The organism is Enterobacter sp. RCC_40 (assembly GCF_041360735.1).
Classification (GTDB): Bacteria; Pseudomonadota; Gammaproteobacteria; order Enterobacterales; family Enterobacteriaceae; genus Enterobacter; species Enterobacter ludwigii.
Genome location: NZ_JBFUPR010000001.1, coordinates 1190782 through 1211189 on the forward strand (window position 1 = coordinate 1190782; position 20408 = coordinate 1211189).

A 20408-nucleotide genomic window follows, 5' to 3' on the forward strand; every position below is an offset into this window, starting at 1 on the left:
AATGCGAATAATGACTAAAACTGGCAGTTGATTGTTATTTGTGTGGCTTTTAAAATTTAATTGCAAGGTATTTATTAAATTTTAATTAGGGACATAAAAATGACAAGAAATACGCTTTTACTGACGATGATGGTCGCCTTTTCAGGCACAGTATACGCAGGGGAAACGCAATTTACGCCGAATTTCTCACCTGACAGCGTCACCGTTTCAGCCTCGGGCGGGATGCTCAGCGGGAAATCCCATGAAATGGTGTATGACGACGTCACAGGCAGAAAAATCAGCCAGCTGGACTGGAAAATTAAAAACGTCGCCATCCTGAAAGGCGATATTTCCTGGGATGCGTACCCTTTCCTGACCCTGAACGCACGCGGCTGGACCTCGCTGGCATCCGGCTCGGGTCATATGGATGACTATGACTGGATGAACGAAAGACAATCCAGCTGGACAGATCATTCGACGCATCCGGCAACTAACGTCAATTATGCCAATGAATACGATCTCAATGTAAAAGGCTGGATATTGCAGGGCGAAAGCTATAAAGCGGGCGTGACTGCCGGTTATCAGGAAACCCGTTTTAGCTGGACGGCCACCGGTGGCTCTTATAATTATGATAACGGTACCAACACGGGGAATTTCCCGGTGGGCGAACGCGGCATTGGTTATAGCCAGCGCTTCTCAATGCCTTATATTGGGCTTGTGGGGCAGTATCGTATTAATAATTTCGAATTTAATGGCCTGTTTAAATTCAGTGACTGGGTGCGCGCTCATGATAACGACGAGCACTATATGCGCGACCTGACCTTCCGCGAGAAAACCTCAGACTCTCGCTATTATGGTGCGTCAGTGGATGCAGGATATTACGTCACGCCACACGCCAAAGTTTTTGCCGAGTTCGCGTATAGCCGTTACAAAGAGGGCAAAGGCGGCACGCAGATTATTGATACTAACACGGGCGAATCCGGGTCAATTGGCGGTGATGCGGCGGGCATTTCCAACAAAAACTATACCGTTACCGCCGGTCTGCAATACCGGTTCTGATTTCGCGCAACGCAACAGGCCAGCGTAAACATGCACAGGCCCCTGACGGGGCCTTTTTCGATGCGCTGCTTTACTTCCGCAGGTGCGCGCCCCTTCATGACGCCGATTTTGGTCGCAGATCCTCGTCAAACTCCAGACGTTTTCGACCGGGCTCCACTTCGCGCAGGGGTTCGACCTGATGCAGGGTCAGCTTGCAGCGATCCACCAGCACCTGATACTCACGCGTGCCCTGCTTCTTCCAGGCGATTTCCTGCTCGCTCAGCACACGTATCGCTTTTGCCGGACTGCCAATGACCAAATGGTTGGCGGGCATCTCCGCTTTCGCTTTCACAAAGGCCGCCGCGCCGACAATGCTGTTTTCGCCAATCACCGCGCCGTCCATGACCACTGCGTTCATCCCTACCAGAGCGTTACGGCGGATAATACAGCCATGCAGAATCGCGCTGTGGCCGATATGTCCGTCCTCTTCCACCACCGTGTCCTGCTCCGGGAAACCGTGCATGACGCAGTTATCCTGAATGTTCGCGCCGTCTTTCACCACAATCCGGCCAAAATCGCCGCGCAGGCTGGCATTCGGGCCAACATACACGCCTTTGCCCAGGATCACGTCGCCGATGAGCACCGCCGTCGGGTGAACGTAGCTCTCATCAGGCACCACCGGCGTCAGACCGTCAATTTGATAAACGGGCATCTCCACTCCTTATACGATAGTAAGACCACCAAAGCGTTGATAGTAGAGCGTGCCGGGCACAGGCAGTTCGCCGACGGAGGTTTCACCTTTCTCGCTGACAAACGCCAGCGCCCCCGGTGCCACACGCTGATAAATATTAATGCACAGCTGTCGCGCACTTTGTCCGGCCCAGTGTGCAGGCAATAACTCCTCCGGCAACAGCGGGTCTTTCAGCACCACGCGACGGTAAAAATGGATCAGCAACAGCTGGATCTGGAAGCAGCGTTCCGGCGTTAATTCGTCCGGTGCGGCCTCTTTCAGCAGCGGCAGAAGAGGACGGAACGAGTGGATAAACGTCTCGTACATCGCGTTCTGTTCGGTCAACTGCCAGCACTCCTCGACCCGGGCACGCAGCGCCGCGCGGGACAGCGCCAGCGGCGAATGGGCCTCGAAGAAGATGACGTTTTCCGCCACGCCTGCGTCGTGTAAAAGCGACTGCACATCCGCCAGATGCTGCGATGGGGAGGCCATCAGGCTGGGAGCCAGGGTGCCAAAACCCTGCCAGATCAGCTGCTTTTTGACGTCAGCAAGGGTGGTTTTGTCCAGACCTTCCGAAAGCAGCAACAGCCACTTGCCGTCCCATGCGGGGAGTTCAGACCGGTAGATTTTACTCTCCGCGCGACGGGTCAAACGCAGCCCCTTGTCGCTCAGCCGGTAAAAGCTGCGTCGTCCGATACGCGACACATCCAGCCAGCCCTCTTTGTTAAGACGAAACAGCGCAGTGCGCACAAAGCGCTCGCCAAACCCCATGCCTTCCAGTAAGGCGGCGAGGCTGCCAAGCCAAATCTCGCCGCCGCGATGTGAAAGCGCGTCACCGTATAATGAGGAGATAAGCGACGTTCCGCTAACGGGAACCGAGCTAACCGCGTGCTGGATAAAGGCATCGAGTTTATTCATGTGATTCATTCTGTTGTTATTTTTGGTCTGGATGAATCATAGCATATTCCCCTCACCCCGGCCCTCTCCCAAAGTGAGAGGGGGACAACGTCCCTTCCCCCCTCTGTGGAGAAGGTTAGGATGAGGGGTGAGGGAAACTCAACCGTTAGCCGCAACTTTACGCAAATCAAACACCCGACAGGCTTTGCCCTCTGAGCGCGGGATACTGCCGCAGTTGACAATCATCACGTCGGTGGAGATCCCGACCATCGATTTAATCCGATGGCGCAGCTGATGGCACACCTGGCAGCGCTGCTCGTGGGTCAGGGTCAGACTGCTCTCTTTGAGCTCCACCTTTACGGAAAGTGAATCAAGATGGCCGCGGCGATTGACCTCCAGCTGGTAGTGCGGGGAGAGGTGTTCGAACTTCACGATCTCCTCTTCCAGCTGGGACGGGAAGACGTTGACGCCGCGGATGATGAGCATATCGTCACTGCGACCGCTGATCCTGTCCATACGGCGCATTGTGCGGGCGGTCCCAGGAAGCAGACGCGTCAGGTCGCGGGTGCGATAACGGATCACCGGCAGCGCCTCCTTGGTCAGCGTGGTGAACAGCAGTTCGCCCTGCTCGCCATCATTAAGCGGCGTGCCGTCGTTCGGGTTGACGATCTCCGGATAGAAATGATCTTCCCAGATGGTCGGACCGTCGGCGGTTTCGATACACTCCATCGCCACGCCTGGCCCCATGACCTCGGAAAGCCCATAGATATCCAGCGCGGTGATCCCCAGACGTTTCTCGATTTCGCGGCGCATGGCCTGCGTCCACGGCTCTGCGCCAAACACCCCCACACGCAGGGAGCAGGCGCTGGCATCGCCTCCCATCTGACGTTCCAGCTCTTCGATCAGATTAAGGCAGTAGGATGGCGTCACCATGATCATATCCGGCTGGAAATCGCGGATCAGCTGCGCCTGTTTCTCCGTCTGGCCGCCGGACATCGGGATAACGGTCGCCCCTAAACGCTCTGCGCCATAGTGCGCGCCCAGCCCACCGGTAAACAGGCCATACCCATAGGCCACGTGAATTTTGTCTTTCGCACTGCCGCCCGCGGCGCGCAGAGAACGGGCCACCAGGTTGGCCCAGTTGTCGATGTCATGTTGGGTATAACCGACGACGGTCGGCTTTCCGGTGGTGCCGGAAGAAGCATGAATACGCACCACCTGCTCCATCGGTACGGCAAAGGTATCGAACGGATAGTTATCACGCAGGTCCTGCTTGGTGGTGCACGGGAACTTACGGATATCTTCCAGCGTTTTAAAATCGTCAGGGTGAACGCCCGCGGCGTCAAACTTGCGTTTGTACATCGGAACGTTGTTATAGGCGTGATGCAGCGTCCATTTCAGACGCTCGGTTTGCAGCGCCTGTAATTCGTCAATGGAGGCCGTTTCGATCGGATCAAGCTTTGTTGTATTTGTCATTGTAGGGTACTCACACTGTTATTCGCTCAAACACGCTCAAGGATCATGGCAATGCCCTGACCCACACCGATGCACATCGTACACAGCGCATAGCGCCCGTTGCGTCGATGCAATTCATTGCTCGCGGCCAGCGCCAGTCTGGCACCGCTCATGCCCAGCGGGTGGCCCAACGCAATGGCCCCTCCGTTCGGGTTGACGTGTTCAGCGTCATCCGGCAATCCCAGCTGACGTAACACGCCCAGCGCCTGAGAAGCGAAAGCTTCGTTAAGCTCAATCACGTCCATATCGTTGATGCTGAGCCCGGCACGTTCCAGCACTTTGCGGGTGGCTGGCACCGGTCCTAAGCCCATCAGACGTGGCTCCACGCCAGCGGTAGCCATCGCCACGATCCGCGTGCGCGGGACAAGCCCTTGCGCGTGCGCCATCGACTCGCTGGCGATAATCAACGCCGAAGCGCCATCGTTTACACCGGAGGCGTTACCCGCCGTCACGACACCGTTCCTGCGAAACGGTGTTTTCAGCGCGGCAAGTTGTTCAAGCGTGGTATCAGCACGGGGATGCTCATCTACCGAAACTTCCGTAACCGTTCCTTTTTTGCCGGGCACCTGCACCGGCACAATCTCCTGCGCCAGAATGCCGTTCTGCTGTGCCTGAGCAGTACGCTGCTGGCTGCGCAGCGCGAAAGCATCCTGATCGGCCCGGCTGATATTTAACAATTCAGCTACATTCTCTGCCGTTTCCGGCATGCTGTCAGTTCCGAATTGCTGATGCATGAGCGGATTCACAAATCGCCAGCCGAGGGTGGTGTCGAAAATCTCCGCCTGACGCTGGAACGCCGCCGTGGCTTTCCCCATCACAAACGGCGCCCGGGACATTGACTCGACGCCGCCTGCAAGCAGCATGTCGCCATCGCCCGCCCTGATTGCCCGTGCGGCAAAGCCAATCGCGTCCAGACCCGAACCGCACAGGCGGTTCAGCGTGGTGCCGGAGACCGTCTGAGGCAGTCCGGCCAGCAGCAGCGACATACGCGCCACGTTGCGGTTATCTTCCCCCGCCTGGTTGGCGCAGCCGAAGATCACATCATCAATCCGCTCGAGGTCGAGCTGCGGATAACGGGCCAGCAGCGCACGCAGCGGCACCGCGCCGAGATCGTCGGCGCGAACGCTGGCCAGTGCCCCGCCATAGCGCCCTACCGGGGTTCGAACGCCATCACAAATAAAAGCGTCACGCATCAGGCTTCTCCTGTCACACTGCCGCCGATGCGGTGAGATTTTCCGCGAAACAGGGCAACGGTTTTCTGTTGTTGGTTCTGAATTTCAATGTCATACACGCCGGTCAGTTTGCCCTGATGCTTAACCCGCGCGGTGGCGGTCAGCGTGTCGCCGGCAAACCCCGGGCGCAGAAAATCGATTGAACAGCCTGACGCCACTGCCGCCAGCCCCTGGCTGTTGCAGGCGTAGGCAAAGGCGGTATCGGCCAGTGAAAACAGCTGTCCTCCGTGGCAGGTTTTGTGGCCGTTGAGCATCTGTGGGGTGATGGTCATCGTCACTACCGCGTAGCCATCGTCCATGTCGATGATGTCGATCCCCAGCGCCTGGGCGCAGGCGTCCTGTTCATACATGGTGCGGGCGTTATGCCAGGCGTTATGACTCATAGCTACTCTCCAGAAGCGCACGCTGGCGCAGCAGTGAACAAGGGCGATAGCGTTCTTCACCGTAATGGCGTTGCAAATTTTCAAGCAGCGTTAACAGCCGTTGCCAGCCCAGACGCTCACCCCAGGCAATGGGCCCGTTCGGGTAATTCACGCCGAGGCGCATGGCGGTGTCGATATCCTTCTCGCTGGCCACCCCTTTTTGCAGCGCATCCAGCGCTTCGTTGGCGATCATCGCCACCGTCCGCCAGACCAGCAGGCCGGGGTAATCGGCAATGTGCAGTACCCGGTGTCCCTGCTGTTGCAGGTACCAGACGGCTTTTTGCGTGGCGGTATGCGGGTTATCCGATGCGGCTGCGATCACCGCCACGTCGCGTTCGATGCGGTCAATCACCACGACCGGACAGTGAAAACGCCGGGCCAGCGCCTGAGCGGTCTCCCCCTGGGTTTCAATCAACAGGAGCTCATCTATTTCCATGACACCGTCACCTCTTCGCTGCACGCGCATGGGTGTAAAGCTGTCGTTTACTGCGTCAAGCCACGGCACAGCCGGTTTCTCACCGTGCCAGTCGTAAACGCCCTTCCCGCTTTTTTTGCCCAGTCGCCCCGCCAGCACCAGTTCCTGCTGCACCAGCGACGGCAGGAAACGACGTTCCTGCCAGAAAGCATTGAACACGGAACAGGTCACCGCAAAGTTGACGTCCTGACCAATCATGTCGGTCAGCTCCAGCGGTCCCATCGGGAAACCGCCGCCGTCGCGCAGGGCGGCATCAATCACTTCTGGCGCGGCGACCTGCTCTTCCAGGGCGCGCCAGGCTTCAGAATAGAACGGACGCGCAACGCGGTTGACGATGAACCCTGGCGTTGACTGACAGCGAACGGGCTGTTTCCCCCAGTTCAGCGCCAGCTCGCACAGCGCATCGGCCACTTCGGGCGATGTCGCCAGCCCGCTCACCACCTCGACCAGCTTCATGACTGGTGCAGGATTAAAGAAATGCAGCCCCGCGACGCGCTCCGGATGGTGAACATCCGCCGCAATCGCCGTAACAGAAATGGAGGAGGTATTGCTGGTCAGCAAGGTCTGCGGCGGGCAAATCTGAGCCAGTTGCGCAAACAGCGCTTTTTTGACGTCGATACGCTCAGACGCGGCTTCAATCACCAGATCTGCCGCGGCAAGCGCTTCGATATCCGTTACCGGCAGCAGCCTGGCAAGTATCTGGCTGCCAGCATCGGCGGAAAGTTTTCCGCGAGTCACCCGGGAGGCGAGACGCTGGCGGATCCCGTCAATCGCGCGTGAAATCGCGTCTGAAGCAATGTCATACATCAGAACCTGATGCCCATGACTCGCCGCGACTTCCGCAATTCCCGCACCCATCGTGCCGCTTCCAATGACGGCGACAGTACGAACCGTGATCGCCATCTTATTTCCCCGTGAATGTCGGTGCGCGTTTGGCAAGGAAGGCGCTGACCCCTTCCCGGTAGTCGTCGCTGCGACCGGCCAGACGTTGAAAATCGCGCTCCAGGTCAAGCTGGGCGTCGAGGGTGTTGGTCTCTGCCGCGTTAATCGCCTGCTTAATCAGCCCCAGACCAAAGGTGGGCTGAGAAGCAAAGTGCAGCGCCATCTGCTGGGCCGTGGCGGAGAGGTGTTCGTCATCCACCACCTGCCAGATCATCCCCCAGGCGTGTGCCTGTTCGGCGCTGAGTTTGTCTCCGAGCAACGCCAGTCCCATTGCGCGGGCGCGCCCGGCGACGCGCGGCAGGAACCATGTTCCCCCGCAGTCCGGCACTAATCCGAGCTTGCTGAAAGCCATCACAAAGGTGGCAGAACGGGCGGCAATGACCATGTCACACCCCAGTGCCAGCGTGGCCCCGGCCCCGGCGGCCACGCCGTTGACCGCGCAAATCACCGGTTTCGGCAACGTCGCAAGACGGCGAACCAGCGGGTTGTAGAACGTCTCCACGGACATTCCCAGATCCGGCGCCGGACCGTTAGGGTCGACGTTGCGGTCATTAAGATCCTGACCCGCGCAGAAGCCGCGCCCCGCCCCGGTAATAAGCAGACAGCGGATGGTGTCATCGCGCTCGGCCTGCTTCAGGCACTCAGCGAGTTGCTGATGCATCACGTCGTTAAAGCTGTTCAGACGCTCCGGACGGTTCAGCGTCAGGGTCATCACGCCTTGTTCTACATGACTGAGAATAAATTCCACGATTAGCGTCCTTTAAAGTCGGGGGTACGTTTCTGTAAGAATGCGTCGATGCCTTCTCGCCGGTCTTCGGTCGCTGAAAGCAGCGTAAACAGCTGTCGCTCCTGGACCAGTCCGGCCTGCAGGGAAACCTCCTGAGACTGGCGCAGCGCCTGCTTCGCCGCCTGGAGCGCCAGCGGTGAGTGTCGTGCCATCAGCGCCGCCTGTTTCAGGGCATATTCCAGCGTCAATGAAGCCGGGAACACATCGCTGACCAGCCCGGCGCGCTGCGCCTGCTGCGCGGTAATGCTCTCCCCGGTCAGCACCATTTTGCTGGCCAGCGATTTGCCCACGCTACGAATCAGGCGCTGCGTACCGCCCGCCCCGGGCATGATCCCGAGCGTAATTTCCGGCAGACCAAAACGGGCGTTATCCCCGGCAATCACCACGTCGCACAGCAGCGCAAGCTCGCAGCCCGCGCCCAGCGCGAAGCCGTTGACGGCGGCAATCAGGGGTTTGTTGAAGGCGTTGATCCGGGCCCACAGCTGGGGACGGATATCGTTCAGGGTGGCAGGCAGGTCTTTCTCCGCCATTTCGTTGAGATCTGCGCCGGCAGCAAAGCAGCGTGCGTTGCCGTAAATCACGCAAACGGAGAGATCGCGATCGGCCGCAGCGGCGTCGAGCGCGTCAGCAATCTGCTCTAACAGGGCGTTATTCAGCGCGTTGCGTGCCGCCGGACGGTTAAGCGTCAGCTGCAGGACACGACCATGACGGGTGACCATCAGTTCGCTCATGCCATCCCCCTGGAGTCAAAATCGACGATCACGTCAGCGGTTAACGGCAGCGACTGACAGCTCAGCACATACCCGGCCGCCAGTTCGTCCGGCTCAAGGCTGTAGTTCGTCGCCATATCAACTTTGCCACGCAGCACTTTGCATTTGCAGGTCGCGCATACGCCGCCCTTGCAGGCATAAGGCAGGTCGGCGCCCTGACGCAGGGCGGCATCAAGAATGCTTTCATCGTTTGCCGTGAGGGTAATTTCCCGGTCGCGACCGTCCTGACGCACGGTGACTTTCTGCCCTTCAGCCTGCACGCTGACCGTGCGTTTGCCGGTCGAGCCTGGCGTATTAAAACGCTCAAGGTGAATCGATTTCTCTGGCATCCCCAGCGCTTTCAGCGCCGCTTCCGCGTCGTCCATCATGGCCGACGGGCCACAAATAAAGGCTTCGTCGTACTGGCGGAAGTTGATCAGGGTTTTCGCCAGCGCCTGCAGCTTCTCACCGTCGATACGTCCATGCAGCAGATCGCTGTCGAGCACCTCCTGGCTGAAGATGGCGACCAGCTGCAGACGCTGCGGGTATTTGTCTTTCAGATCGGCAAGCGCCTCGCGAAACATCATGCTCTGGCTGCTGCGGTTGCCGTAGATTAGGGTGAAATGACTGTTCGGCTCGGTGGCGAGCGTGGCGGACAAGATGGCCAGCATTGGGGTAATGCCTGAACCCGCGGCAATGGCCAGATAGTGCCCTTCCCGGTCGGCGCGCGGCTGGTAACCAAACTGGCCCTGCGGCACCATGACCTCCAGCGCCATGCCCTGTTTGATCTCATCCCGGGCATAGCGGGAAAAACGTCCGCCCTCGATGGCTTTCACCGCTACGCTGATCTCACCCGGCGCGGTACTGCGGCAGATGGAGTAGCAGCGACGCAGCTCATCCTCACCCAGCTTCGCTTTCAGGGTCAGGTGTTGTCCGGGACGAAAGCGATAGGCGTCCTGCAACGCCTGGGGTACCGCGAAAGTGATGGTCACCGCGTCGCGGGTTTCGGGTTCCACTTTTGCCACTGTTAATGAATGAAACGTTGTCATGGCAACCTCAAATACATTTGAAATAGTCGAAAGGCTCACGGCAGTCGTTGCAGCGATAAAGCGCTTTGCAGGCCGTCGAACCAAATTCACTGATAAGCGAGGTATGTGTGCTGGCACAGCGTGGGCAACTCACCTCGGCCGGGGCATGCGCGTGGCAGCTGTGGCCCACCGGTGGGCTGATGCCATATGCGCGCAGGCGTTCACGCGCATCCGCCGTCATCCAGTCAGTGGTCCAGGCCGGTTCGAGCTGCAGCACAATATGCACTGGCGTAAAGCCGTGTGCCGTCATCGCCTCGCGAATCGCGCCAAGCAAATGTTCCGTCGCCGGGCAGCCTGAATAGGTTGGCGTAAAGCCAATAACCCAGCCTTCGCCCTGCGCCGATACGTTACGCACCATACCTAAATCGGTGATGGTTAACACCGGCACTTCCGGGTCCGGTATCTGGCTTAACAGCGACCAGATTTGAGGGATCTCCGCGGGTGCAATCCCGGCAAAACGCTGCATCTTCACCTCCGTACTTACCACTGCTGACCCGGATGGGCGCGCTGGAGATACTGCATTTCTGCCAGCATTGGGCCGAGATGTTCGGTATGCAGCCCGCGCTTGCCCCCCGTGCGATACGCCACTTCCGACGGCACGCTCAGGATGGCCTCCTGCAAACCGGAAAACACTTCCTGCTCCCACGGCTGACGAAGCTCGCGCGGATCAACCGCGACGCCGGAGGCAATCAACGCCAGCTCGACGTCATCGGCTTCAAACAGCTCGGCCGTAAACCGCCACAGGGTGTCGACCGCCTGCTGCATACGCTGTGAAGATGTTTCCGTTCCGTCACCCAGACGCACCAGCCAGCCACGACTGAAGCGCAGGTGGTAGCGCGCCTCTTTAATGGCTTTCGCGGCGATGGCGGCAAGCTGGCTGTCGCTGCTGTGGGTCAGGCGTTCATACAGGGCTACGTTCCAGGCATCCATAAAGTACTGGCGCGCGAGCGTGTCGGCGAAACTGCCGTTAGGCTGTTCCACCAGCAACACGTTGTGAAACTGGCGTTCATCACGCCCAAACGCCAGGGTGTCTTCATCGCCCTGACCTTCCAGCTCTGCGGCATAGGTCAGGAAATTGCGCGCCTGCCCCAGCAAGTCGAGGCCGATGTTGGCGAGCGCGAGATCGATTTCCAGCTCCGGCGCGTGACCACACCAGGCGCCCAGACGCTGGGAGAGCACCAGACCGTTGTCGCCCAGACGCAGGGCATATGCGGATAATGTTTTCATCCCTGACCTCACATGTGCTCGATGCCATCAGGGATGGTGTAAAACGTAGGATGGCGGTAAACCTTACTTTCCGCCGGGTCGAAGAACTCGCCGCTCTCTTCCGGCTGAGAGGCGACAATCTCGCTCGCCTTCACCACCCAGATAGAGCAGCCTTCACTGCGACGGGTATAGGCATCACGCGCATTTTCCAGCGCCATGCGATCGTCGGCGGCATGAAGACTTCCCACATGACGGTGGGACAACCCTTGTTTGCTGCGTACGAACACTTCGTACAGCGGCCAGTAGACATTGCTCATCGTGTTTCCTCTTAAGCCACTTTGCGGGCGTGTTGTTTTTCCGCGTGCGCCAGTGCGGCTTCACGCACCCACGCCCCGTCTTCCCAGGCTTTACGTTTGGCAGCCAGACGTTCGTGGTTACAGATACCGCGCCCGTTAATGACCTCATCAAACTCGTGCCAGTCGATCTCGCCAAAGCGGTAGTGACCGCTCTCTTCGTCAAAACGCAGGTCAGGATCCGGAACCGTCATGCCCAGCATTTCTACCTGCGGAACCGTGTTGTCGACAAAGCGCTGGCGAAGTTCGTCATTGCCGAAGCGTTTGATTTTCCAGGCGAGGCTGCGGGCGCTGTTCGGCGAGTTGTCATCGTTTGGGCCGAACATCATCAGAGCGGGCCACCAGAAGCGGTTAATGGCGTCCTGCAGCATCTGACGCTGGGCGTCACCCCCCTGCGCAAGCGCCATACAGGCTTCAAAGCCCTGACGCTGGTGGAAACTCTCTTCTTTACAGATTTTCACCATCGCGCGGGCATAGGGGCCATATGAGGTACGGCAGAGCGCCACCTGGTTGACGATCGCCGCACCGTCCACCAGCCAGCCGATCACCCCGATATCCGCCCAGCTCAGGGTCGGGTAGTTGAAGATGGAGGAGTATTTCATCTTGCCGTCGAGCATCTTCTGGTAGATGTCTTCCCGCGCGCAGCCCAGCGTCTCGGCCGCGCTGTAGAGGTACAAACCGTGCCCGGCTTCGTCCTGCACTTTCGCCAGCAGGATCGCTTTGCGGCGCAGCGTCGGCGCGCGGGTGATCCAGTTTCCTTCCGGCAGCATGCCGACAATTTCGGAGTGCGCGTGCTGACCAATCTGGCGGATCAACGTCTTACGATAGGCATCAGGCATCCAGTCCTGAGGCTCAATCGCCGTCTCCTGCGCTATGCGCTGCTCAAAGCGTTGTTCTTGCGTCACGTCATCACCTTTATGATTCGATTATTTACCACCAAAAGTGAAATGCTGAATCACTTCATTTCTTAAAAGTTACACAAAGGTTAAATATAACCCCAAGAAATGTTTCCCTATTTTGTGATGGTGCTCGCAAGGCTTTTTGCATAAGGCCTGCACAACGGGGCTTCCGGCCTTCCACTTCATTACGCTGGATCACAATGTTAACAATTCATTAAAACTCAGCTTGCTTTTTATGATTCATGATTAAACTATTGATAGTGAAATTACGTAACACTTGGAGATAAGCGATGCAGCAGTTAGCCAGCTTCTTGTCCGGCACCTGGCAGTCTGGCCGGGGCCGCGAACGTACTATCCATCACGCCATCAGTGGCGAAGCGCTGTGGTCCGTGACCAGCGAAGGGCTGGACATGGCGGATGCACGTCGCTATGCGATCGCGCGTGGCGGCGAAGCCCTGCGCGCCATGACCTTTATCGACCGTGCCGCCATGCTGAAGGCGGTGGCGAAACATCTGCTTAGTGAGAAAGAGACGTTCTATGCCCTGTCTGCCCAGACCGGGGCGACCCGAGCGGACAGCTGGGTGGATATTGAGGGTGGGATCGGGACGCTGTTCACCTATGCCAGCCTGGGGAGTCGCGAGCTGCCTGATGACACACTCTGGCCGGAAGATGAGTTGATCCCGTTGTCGAAGGAAGGCGGCTTTGCTGCGCGTCACGTACTGACGTCAAAATCGGGCGTGGCGGTCCATATCAACGCCTTTAATTTCCCGTGCTGGGGAATGCTGGAAAAACTGGCGCCCACCTGGCTTGCGGGGATGCCTGCCATTATCAAACCCGCCACCGCTACCGCGCAGGTCGCGCAGGCGATGGTGAAAGCGATTGTGGAGAGCGGTCTGGTGCCGGACGGTGCTATCAGCCTTGTCTGCGGCGGCGCGGGCGATCTGCTGAATCATCTCGACAGCCAGGATGTGGTGACCTTTACCGGCTCCGCCAGCACCGGCCAGAGCCTGCGCATTCACCCGAATATCGTGGCGAATTCCATTCCCTTTACCATGGAAGCCGACTCCCTCAACTGCTGCGTTCTGGGTGAGGATGTGACGCCGGAACAGCCAGAATTCGCGCTGTTTATTCGCGAAGTGGTACGCGAAATGACCGCCAAGGCAGGGCAAAAATGTACCGCCATCCGCCGCATAATTGTGCCTCAGGATCAGATGGATGCCGTCAGCCAGGCGCTGATCGCACGGCTGCAAAACGTGGTCGTCGGCGACCCGGCAGAGGACGGGGTGAAGATGGGCGCGCTGGTGAACGGCGAGCAACGCGCGGACGTGCAGGAGAAAGTCGATCTGTTGATTGCGGCGGGTTGCCAGGTCAGACTCGGCGGAAAAGCCGATCTGCAGGCTGCGGGGGCATTCTTCCCGCCGACGCTGCTTTTCTGCCCACAGCCAGATGAAACCCCCGCCGTGCATTACACCGAAGCCTTCGGGCCGGTCGCCACGCTGATGCCCTCCCGCAATTCAGACCACGCGATGCAGCTGGCACGGGCGGGTGGCGGGAGTCTGGCCGGTACGCTGGTCACCGCCGACCCGGCAATCGCCCGCCAGTTTATTACCGGCGCGGCGCGGGCGCACGGACGAATTCAGATCCTTAACGCCGAATCCGCCAGGGAGTCCACCGGACACGGCTCTCCGCTGCCGCAGCTGGTGCACGGCGGTCCTGGCCGCGCAGGTGGCGGTGAAGAGCTGGGAGGACTGCGTGCGGTGAAGCACTATCTGCAGCGCACCGCCATTCAGGGCAGCCCGACCATGCTTGCCGCCATCGGCAAACAGTGGGTACGGGGTGCTGCGGTTCAGGAAGATCGCGTTCATCCGTTCCGGAAATACTTTGAAGAACTGCAGCCGGGCGACAGCCTGCTGACCCCGCGCCGCACCCTGACGGAAGCCGATATCGTTAACTTTGCCTGCCTGAGCGGCGATCACTTCTACGCCCATATGGACAAAATCGGCGCGGCTGAATCCATCTTTGGCGAACGGGTGGTGCACGGTTACTTCCTGATCTCTGCTGCGGCGGGTCTGTTTGTTGATGCCGGCGTTGGGCCGGTGATTGCCAACTACGGCATGGAAAACCTGCGCTTTATCGAACCGGTTAAGCCGGGCGATACCATTCAGGTGCGCCTCACCTGTAAACGTAAAACGCTGAAGAAACAACGGACCGCCGATGAGAAGCCGACCGGCGTGGTCGAATGGGCCGTTGAGATCTTTAACCAGCACCAGCAGGCGGTCGCGCTCTACTCCATCCTGACGCTGGTGGCGCGCCAGCACGGCGACTTCTGACACGTTCCTCTCTCGCACGTTGACCGGGGTGTGATATTGCCCCGGTCTTTTTTTAACCTGGCAAGACTAACAAATAACCTGGCAGATGCAGGCAAACGCTTTTCTCGGGCGCCTGTCAGGATAAGGCTGTCACAACACAATAAACACAACAAGATGAGGTCTACGATGGGAAGCAATTCTTCTTTTTCTGCCCGTAGAACGGCACTGGCTATGGCCGTTGCGCTGTGTTGCGCCTGGCAATCACCTGTTTTCGCACACGGCAGTGAGGCGCATATGGTCCCGATGGACAAAACGCTGCAGGCGTTTGGCGCCGATGTGCAGTGGGATGATTACGCACAGATGTTCACCATTGCAAAGGACGGGGCATATGTGAAGGTCAAGCCCGGCGCGAAAACCGCTATTGTGAACGGCAAAACCCTCACGCTGCAGGTGCCGGTGGTCATGAAAGGCAAAAAAGCGTTCATCTCCGAGACCTTCATCAACGACGTTTTCCAGTCGGGTCTCGACCAGACCTTCCAGGTTGAAAAACGCCCTCACCCGTTAAACGCGCTAACGGCTGACGAAATTAAGCAAGCCGTGGAGATTGTGAAAGGCTCTGCGGATTTTAAACCGAACACCCGCTTCACCCAGATAGCCCTGGCCGAACCCGAGAAAGCCAAAGTGTGGGACTTTGTGCTCAACGGCACGGCGGTGGACTCTCCCCGCCAGGCGAACATCACCATGCTGGACGGGAAACACGTTATTGAAAGTCTGGTGGACCTGAAGGATAAAAAGATCCTGCGCTGGGACGCCGTTAAAGATGCCCACGGCATGGTGCTGCTGGATGATTTTGCGACCGTTCAGCAGATCATCAACGAGAGTGCAGAGTTTGCCGAGGTTCTGAAAAAGCGCGGCATTACCGATACGAAGAAAGTGATCACCACGCCACTGACCGTCGGCTATTTTGACGGCAAAGATGGCCTGAAACAGGAAGACCGGTTGCTGAAAGTGGTGAGCTATCTGGACGTGGGCGACGGCAACTACTGGGCGCACCCGATTGAGAACCTGGTGGCAGTGGTCGACCTTGAGCAGAAGAAGATCCAGAAGATTGAAGAAGGTGCCGTTGTGCCGGTGCCGATGACGCCGCGTCCGTATGATGGACGTGACCGCATCAACACGCCGAAAAAACCGCTTAACATCATTGAACCAGAAGGCAAAAACTACACCATTACCGGCGATATGATTCACTGGCAGAACTGGGATTTCCATCTCAGTCTGGATTCCCGCGTGGGCCCAATGATTTCTACCGTCACCTACAATGACAACGGCAAAAAACGCCAGATTATGTATCAGGGCTCCCTGGGCGGGATGATCGTCCCTTACGGTGACCCTGACGTGGGCTGGTACTTCAAAGCCTATCTGGATTCCGGCGACTATGGTATGGGCACCCTGACCTCTCCGCTGGTGCGCGGCAAAGACGTGCCGTCCAACGCCGTGATGCTCAATGAAACCATTGCCGATTATACCGGTGCGCCGATGGAGATCCCCCGTGCCATCGCCATTTTTGAACGCTACGCAGGACCGGAATATAAACACCAGGAGATGGGTCAGCCTAACGTCAGTACCGAGCGGCGCGAGCTGGTGGTTCGCTGGGTGAGCACCGTTGGCAACTACGACTACATTTTCGACTGGGTATTCCACGAAAATGGCACCATCGGGATTGATGCCGGTGCAACGGGGATTGAGGCGGTGAAAGGCGTACAGGCGAAAACGATGCATGACCCTACTGCCAAAGACGATACCCGATACGGCACATTAATTGATCACAACATCGTCGGGACCACCCACCAGCACATCTATAACTTCCGTCTCGATATGGATGTGGATGGCATCAACAACACGCTGGTGGCAATGGATCCACAAGTGAAACCGAACACCGCTGGCGGCCCGCGAACCAGCACCATGCAGATCAATCAGTACGCTATTGATACCGAGCAGCAGGCGGCGCAGAAATTTGACCCGGGCACCATTCGTCTGCTGAGCAACACCAGCAAAGAGAACCGCATGGGGAACCCAATTTCGTATCAGATAATCCCTTACGCCGGGGGGACGCACCCGGTGGCGACCGGCGCGAAGTTTGCCCCGGACGAGTGGATCTATCACCGCCTGAGCTTTATGGATAAACAGCTGTGGGTCACGCGTTACCATCCGGATGAGATGTACCCGGAGGGCAAATTCCCAAATCGCTCAACCCACGATACGGGGCTTGGCAAATACAGCAAAGATAACGAGTCGCTAAACGATCAGGATGACGTGGTCTGGATGACCACCGGCACAACCCACGTCGCGCGCGCCGAAGAGTGGCCAATCATGCCAACGGAATGGGTGCATACCCTGCTCAAACCGTGGAACTTCTTCGACGAAACGCCGACACTCGGCAGGAAAAAAGACGCGCAGAAATAAAAACAGACCGGGCGTAATGCCCGGTTTTTTATTCGTTTATTTGCTGAATATCTCATCCTGATTATAGTTATTTTACTCCACACATTCCGATTGCATCTTTTGAAACATTTTCAGCCAGGACGCGAAGTTTTCACAAACGACGTAGTACTTTCTCTGAGAGGTTTTAAATGAAATTGAATCTGATTGTCAGAAGTTTCGTGCTGGCTGGAATGATCATGTCCAACAGTCCCTCTTATGCGGCGGAAGCACCAAAGGACGCGTCTGCCGCAACACAACAAGCCAACAATGCCCTTTTTAACCAGCTTCCTTTCTCCGATAACACTGATTTTACCAATGCCCATAAAGGATTTATCGCTCCACTTCCTCAGGACGTTATCAAAGGCGAACAAGGCAATGTCATCTGGGATCCCCAACAGTATTCATTTATTAAAGAAGGTGATAAATCGCCGGATTCGGTAAACCCCAGTTTATGGCGTCAATCCCAGCTGATTAATATCAGCGGTCTGTTTGAAGTTACCGAAGGGGTATATCAGATCCGCAATCTCGATCTGTCAAATATGACCATCATCGAAGGCAAAGAAGGGATTACCGTCGTTGACCCGCTGGTCTCGGCAGAAACCGCCAAAGTCGGCATGGATCTTTATTACAAAAATCGCGGCCAAAAACCGGTCGTGGCGGTGATTTATACCCACAGTCATGTTGACCACTATGGCGGTGTGCGGGGTGTGGTTGATGAAGCAGACGTGAAGGCTGGCAAGGTAAAAGTTTATGCCCCTTCCGGATTTATGGAGGCGGCGGTTGCGGAAAATATCATGGCGGGCAACGTTATGAGTCGTCGCGCCAGTTATATGTATGGCAACCTGCTGAAGCCTGATGCAAAGGGACAAGTGGGTGCGGGTCTGGGGACGACCACGTCCGCCGGTACCGTCACCCTTATCGCACCGACTAACATCATTGAAAAAGACGGACAAAAAGAGGTCATTGACGGGCTGACCTACGATTTTATGCTGGCCCCCGGCTCTGAAGCACCTTCAGAGATGCTCTGGTTTATCGAAGAGAAAAAAATCATTGAATCCGCAGAGGATGTGACCCATACGCTGCATAACACCTACTCGCTGCGCGGCGCAAAAATTCGTGAACCGCTGCCCTGGTCAAAATATATTAACCAGGCGATTGTGCGCTGGGGCGATAAAGCCGACATCATCATGGCACAGCATCACTGGCCAACCTGGGGCAATGATAATGTCGTCACACTGCTGAAGAGCCAGCGCGACCTCTACCGTTACATCAACGACCAGACGTTACGCATGGCGAATGAAGGCCTGACGCGTGATGAAATCGCCGCTAATTTCAAACTCCCGGATTCCCTCGCCCATATCTGGGCTAACCGCGGTTACTACGGTTCTGTCAGCCATGACGTTAAAGCCACCTATGTGCTCTATCTGGGCTGGTTCGACGGTAATCCCGCCACGCTGGATGAACTGCCACCTGAAGAGGCTGCGAAGAAATTCGTTGAGTATATGGGCGGCGCGGAGGCCATTCTGAACAAAGCGAAAACTGACTTCGATCAGGGCAACTATCGCTGGGTGGCGCAGGTCGTGAGTAAAGTGGTGTTTGCCGACCCGAACAACCAGGCCGCGCGTAATCTCGAAGCAGATGCGCTGGAACAGCTGGGTTATCAGGCGGAATCCGGCCCGTGGCGCAACTTCTACCTGACCGGCGCGCAAGAGCTGCGTAACGGCGTGGTGAAAGGCCCGACCCCGAACACCGCCAGCCCGGATACCGTGCGGGCGATGACGCCAGAGATGTTCTTCGACTACCTTGCCGTTCATATCAATGGCCAAAAAGCCGGCGATGCCAAATCGGTGTTTAACATCGATCTGGGCAGCGATGGCGGCAAATACAAACTTGAACTGGAAAACGGCGTGCTGAACCACACGGCAAATGCCGAAGCGAAAGACGCTGACGCTACGCTTACCCTGAACCGTGATACCCTGAATAAAATTATCCTGAAAGAAGTCACGCTGAAACAGGCGCAGGACAGTGGCGATATCAAGATCAGCGGCGACAGTGCCAAACTGGACGCTATGCTTGGCTATATGGATAAGTTCGATTTCTGGTTTAATATTGTGACACCGTAACGGTGCAAAACAGACGGGCGGTCCTTCCGCCCGTTCCTGCTTCACTTGCTCCCAGGAAAGGGTAAAGAGCATTTATGGAAAAAAGAAAAAAAACGACGCCAGAGCGGGCTGCCTGGCCGACGCGTCAGGCGATGGTCATGCACGGGCTGGCGATGAACCTGCCGTGGCTGGCATTCGTCAACATCAGCTTCGCCGTGATGATCCTGCTGCGCCACGTCTCGCTTAAGCCCGACGACCCCCTCTACCTCCGGTCGCTGCCTCTGCTGAAGTTTATTGATGCCTCGATGTTCGGCATTATTATTCTGTCAGCCGCGTTAATCATCATGGCCTGGCGACGTATTGCCGGTATCAGCGTGGTGCTCTTTTTCTGTAGCGTCATCTGGTCGATATCCTGTTTCTGGTTTATCACCGATCTGTTGCTGCCCCACGTCTGGCCCCTGTGTGCGATTTTGTTACTCGCCGGGTTGACGGCGCTCTACTTTTACCCCCGTGGGTTACTCTCCTTCGTGATCCCGCTCTGGGTCACGCTACCGGTCGCAAGCTGGGTACTCAATGATGGTGTCAACCTTCATTTTGCCGCCGTCTGGACCGTCTTTACGCTGATTTTGCTCTGCGGGCGTTTCATCCTGATAAGCTGGTTTGATGAAGCCTGGCGACGTAACCAGCAAAACCAGCTGTTGATTTCGCGGCTGGAAGCACTGGCGCATCAGGATCCGTTAACCCAGACCGCCAACCGTCGCAAGATGGAAGTGGTGCTGGAGAATGCCGTTGAGCAGAAAAAAGCCTTCTCGCTGATTATGCTGGATATAGATTATTTCAAACTTTACAACGACACCTATGGTCATCAGGCCGGTGACGAATGTTTGACCCGCGTGGCGCAGGTGCTCCGGCAGTCAGTGCGAACACCTGACGATGTCGTGTCTCGCTACGGCGGTGAAGAGTTTGTGGTGATCCTCTTTGATTGCCCGGAAAACACAGCCGAAAAAGTTGCCATGCGTATTCAGGACGGCCTGCGCGCGGAAGCGATAGCGCACGATGCCTCAAAAGTCAGCGATCACGTCACCGTAAGCATGGGCATTGCAGGAATGGCAGAGGGACTGGCGGGGACGGAGATTATCGCCCGCGCCGATGAGGCGCTGTACCGGGCGAAAGCGGCCGGACGGGACCGCTGGTCACGATAGCC

General features: G+C 57.3%; 18 protein-coding genes. 5 read left to right on the forward strand and 13 right to left on the reverse strand.

All coding sequences use genetic code 11. The features are described from left to right. Positions 1-99 precede the first annotated feature (99 nt). Complete coding sequence (locus AB6731_RS05535) at positions 100-1038, forward strand: omptin family outer membrane protease (protein ID WP_371006010.1); 939 nt, start codon at positions 100-102, stop codon at positions 1036-1038. 94 nt (positions 1039-1132) lie between these two features. Here AB6731_RS05535 and paaY read toward each other — a convergent pair whose 3' ends face one another. The 13 genes from paaY to paaA form a co-directional block, all read right to left on the reverse strand. Further along, on the reverse strand, positions 1133-1729 hold the full coding sequence (paaY, locus tag AB6731_RS05540; RefSeq protein ID WP_063156029.1) for a phenylacetic acid degradation protein PaaY: 597 nt from the start codon (positions 1727-1729) through the stop codon (positions 1133-1135). A gap of 9 nt (positions 1730-1738) precedes the next feature. Further along, positions 1739-2674: a phenylacetic acid degradation operon negative regulatory protein PaaX gene (gene paaX, locus AB6731_RS05545; protein WP_044867798.1), complete on the reverse strand. Its 936-nt coding sequence runs from the start codon at positions 2672-2674 to the stop codon at positions 1739-1741. A 129-nt stretch (positions 2675-2803) separates the two neighbouring features. Beyond that, positions 2804-4120, reverse strand: a complete 1317-nt coding sequence (paaK, locus tag AB6731_RS05550) for a phenylacetate--CoA ligase PaaK (RefSeq protein ID WP_014169934.1) — start codon at positions 4118-4120, stop codon at positions 2804-2806. 26 nt (positions 4121-4146) lie between these two features. After that, positions 4147-5352 carry a 3-oxoadipyl-CoA thiolase gene (gene pcaF / locus AB6731_RS05555; RefSeq protein WP_134179117.1) on the reverse strand — a complete coding sequence of 402 codons (1206 nt, stop codon included), beginning with the start codon at positions 5350-5352 and terminating at the stop codon, positions 4147-4149. Next, complete coding sequence (paaI, locus tag AB6731_RS05560; protein WP_020884240.1) at positions 5352-5774, reverse strand: hydroxyphenylacetyl-CoA thioesterase PaaI; 423 nt, start codon at positions 5772-5774, stop codon at positions 5352-5354. The genes pcaF and paaI overlap by 1 nt, the downstream gene beginning before the upstream one ends. After that, on the reverse strand, positions 5764-7191 hold the full coding sequence (gene paaH / locus AB6731_RS05565; RefSeq protein ID WP_371006013.1) for a 3-hydroxyacyl-CoA dehydrogenase PaaH: 1428 nt from the start codon (positions 7189-7191) through the stop codon (positions 5764-5766). The genes paaI and paaH overlap by 11 nt, the downstream gene beginning before the upstream one ends. A gap of 1 nt (position 7192) precedes the next feature. Continuing rightward, positions 7193-7981 carry a 2-(1,2-epoxy-1,2-dihydrophenyl)acetyl-CoA isomerase PaaG gene (paaG, locus tag AB6731_RS05570; protein ID WP_131701768.1) on the reverse strand — a complete coding sequence of 263 codons (789 nt, stop codon included), beginning with the start codon at positions 7979-7981 and terminating at the stop codon, positions 7193-7195. Beyond that, on the reverse strand, positions 7981-8748 hold the full coding sequence (paaF, locus tag AB6731_RS05575; protein WP_014169929.1) for a 2,3-dehydroadipyl-CoA hydratase PaaF: 768 nt from the start codon (positions 8746-8748) through the stop codon (positions 7981-7983). The genes paaG and paaF overlap by 1 nt, the downstream gene beginning before the upstream one ends. Next, positions 8745-9815, reverse strand: a complete 1071-nt coding sequence (gene paaE, locus AB6731_RS05580) for a 1,2-phenylacetyl-CoA epoxidase subunit PaaE (protein ID WP_025204282.1) — start codon at positions 9813-9815, stop codon at positions 8745-8747. Before paaE ends, paaF begins: the two co-directional genes overlap by 4 nt. Positions 9816-9822: 7 nt before the next feature. Beyond that, on the reverse strand, positions 9823-10320 hold the full coding sequence (gene paaD / locus AB6731_RS05585; RefSeq protein ID WP_277492176.1) for a 1,2-phenylacetyl-CoA epoxidase subunit PaaD: 498 nt from the start codon (positions 10318-10320) through the stop codon (positions 9823-9825). 14 nt (positions 10321-10334) lie between these two features. Beyond that, the gene (gene paaC / locus AB6731_RS05590) at positions 10335-11081 is read right to left on the reverse strand and encodes a 1,2-phenylacetyl-CoA epoxidase subunit PaaC (RefSeq protein ID WP_371006015.1); all 747 of its coding nucleotides are present in this window, start codon (positions 11079-11081) and stop codon (positions 10335-10337) included. An 8-nt stretch (positions 11082-11089) separates the two neighbouring features. Further along, positions 11090-11377 carry a 1,2-phenylacetyl-CoA epoxidase subunit PaaB gene (gene paaB, locus AB6731_RS05595; RefSeq protein WP_003857353.1) on the reverse strand — a complete coding sequence of 96 codons (288 nt, stop codon included), beginning with the start codon at positions 11375-11377 and terminating at the stop codon, positions 11090-11092. Between the two features lie 11 nt (positions 11378-11388). After that, on the reverse strand, positions 11389-12318 hold the full coding sequence (gene paaA / locus AB6731_RS05600; protein WP_371006017.1) for a 1,2-phenylacetyl-CoA epoxidase subunit PaaA: 930 nt from the start codon (positions 12316-12318) through the stop codon (positions 11389-11391). Between the two features lie 284 nt (positions 12319-12602). On the opposite strand from paaA, the gene paaZ reads away from it, so the two are divergent. The 4 genes from paaZ to AB6731_RS05620 all read left to right on the forward strand — a co-directional run bounded on the left by paaZ (position 12603) and on the right by AB6731_RS05620 (position 20406). Beyond that, positions 12603-14642 (forward strand): phenylacetic acid degradation bifunctional protein PaaZ, encoded by a 2040-nt coding sequence (paaZ, locus tag AB6731_RS05605; RefSeq protein WP_371006019.1) that lies wholly within the window; start codon positions 12603-12605, stop codon positions 14640-14642. Positions 14643-14807: 165 nt separating this feature from the next. Continuing rightward, a complete protein-coding gene (gene tynA, locus AB6731_RS05610; protein ID WP_059306799.1) occupies positions 14808-17084 on the forward strand; it encodes a primary-amine oxidase in 2277 nt (758 codons plus the stop codon). A 167-nt stretch (positions 17085-17251) separates the two neighbouring features. After that, a complete protein-coding gene (locus AB6731_RS05615) occupies positions 17252-19225 on the forward strand; it encodes an alkyl/aryl-sulfatase (protein ID WP_068794589.1) in 1974 nt (657 codons plus the stop codon). Positions 19226-19299: 74 nt separating this feature from the next. Continuing rightward, complete coding sequence (locus AB6731_RS05620; RefSeq protein ID WP_068794588.1) at positions 19300-20406, forward strand: GGDEF domain-containing protein; 1107 nt, start codon at positions 19300-19302, stop codon at positions 20404-20406. The last annotated feature ends 2 nt before the right edge of the window (positions 20407-20408 follow it).

Coding starts and splice junctions, on each gene's coding strand:
- AB6731_RS05535 (WP_371006010.1), top strand. CDS start 100: ATGACAAGAAATACGCTTTTACTGACGATGATGGTCGCCTTTTCAGGC.
- paaY (WP_063156029.1), bottom strand. CDS start 1,729: ATGCCCGTTTATCAAATTGACGGTCTGACGCCGGTGGTGCCTGATGAG.
- paaX (WP_044867798.1), bottom strand. CDS start 2,674: ATGAATCACATGAATAAACTCGATGCCTTTATCCAGCACGCGGTTAGC.
- paaK (WP_014169934.1), bottom strand. CDS start 4,120: ATGACAAATACAACAAAGCTTGATCCGATCGAAACGGCCTCCATTGAC.
- pcaF (WP_134179117.1), bottom strand. CDS start 5,352: ATGCGTGACGCTTTTATTTGTGATGGCGTTCGAACCCCGGTAGGGCGC.
- paaI (WP_020884240.1), bottom strand. CDS start 5,774: ATGAGTCATAACGCCTGGCATAACGCCCGCACCATGTATGAACAGGAC.
- paaH (WP_371006013.1), bottom strand. CDS start 7,191: ATGGCGATCACGGTTCGTACTGTCGCCGTCATTGGAAGCGGCACGATG.
- paaF (WP_014169929.1), bottom strand. CDS start 8,748: ATGAGCGAACTGATGGTCACCCGTCATGGTCGTGTCCTGCAGCTGACG.
- paaE (WP_025204282.1), bottom strand. CDS start 9,815: ATGACAACGTTTCATTCATTAACAGTGGCAAAAGTGGAACCCGAAACC.
- paaD (WP_277492176.1), bottom strand. CDS start 10,320: ATGCAGCGTTTTGCCGGGATTGCACCCGCGGAGATCCCTCAAATCTGG.
- paaC (WP_371006015.1), bottom strand. CDS start 11,081: ATGAAAACATTATCCGCATATGCCCTGCGTCTGGGCGACAACGGTCTG.
- paaB (WP_003857353.1), bottom strand. CDS start 11,377: ATGAGCAATGTCTACTGGCCGCTGTACGAAGTGTTCGTACGCAGCAAA.
- paaZ (WP_371006019.1), top strand. CDS start 12,603: ATGCAGCAGTTAGCCAGCTTCTTGTCCGGCACCTGGCAGTCTGGCCGG.
- tynA (WP_059306799.1), top strand. CDS start 14,808: ATGGGAAGCAATTCTTCTTTTTCTGCCCGTAGAACGGCACTGGCTATG.
- AB6731_RS05615 (WP_068794589.1), top strand. CDS start 17,252: ATGAAATTGAATCTGATTGTCAGAAGTTTCGTGCTGGCTGGAATGATC.
- AB6731_RS05620 (WP_068794588.1), top strand. CDS start 19,300: ATGGAAAAAAGAAAAAAAACGACGCCAGAGCGGGCTGCCTGGCCGACG.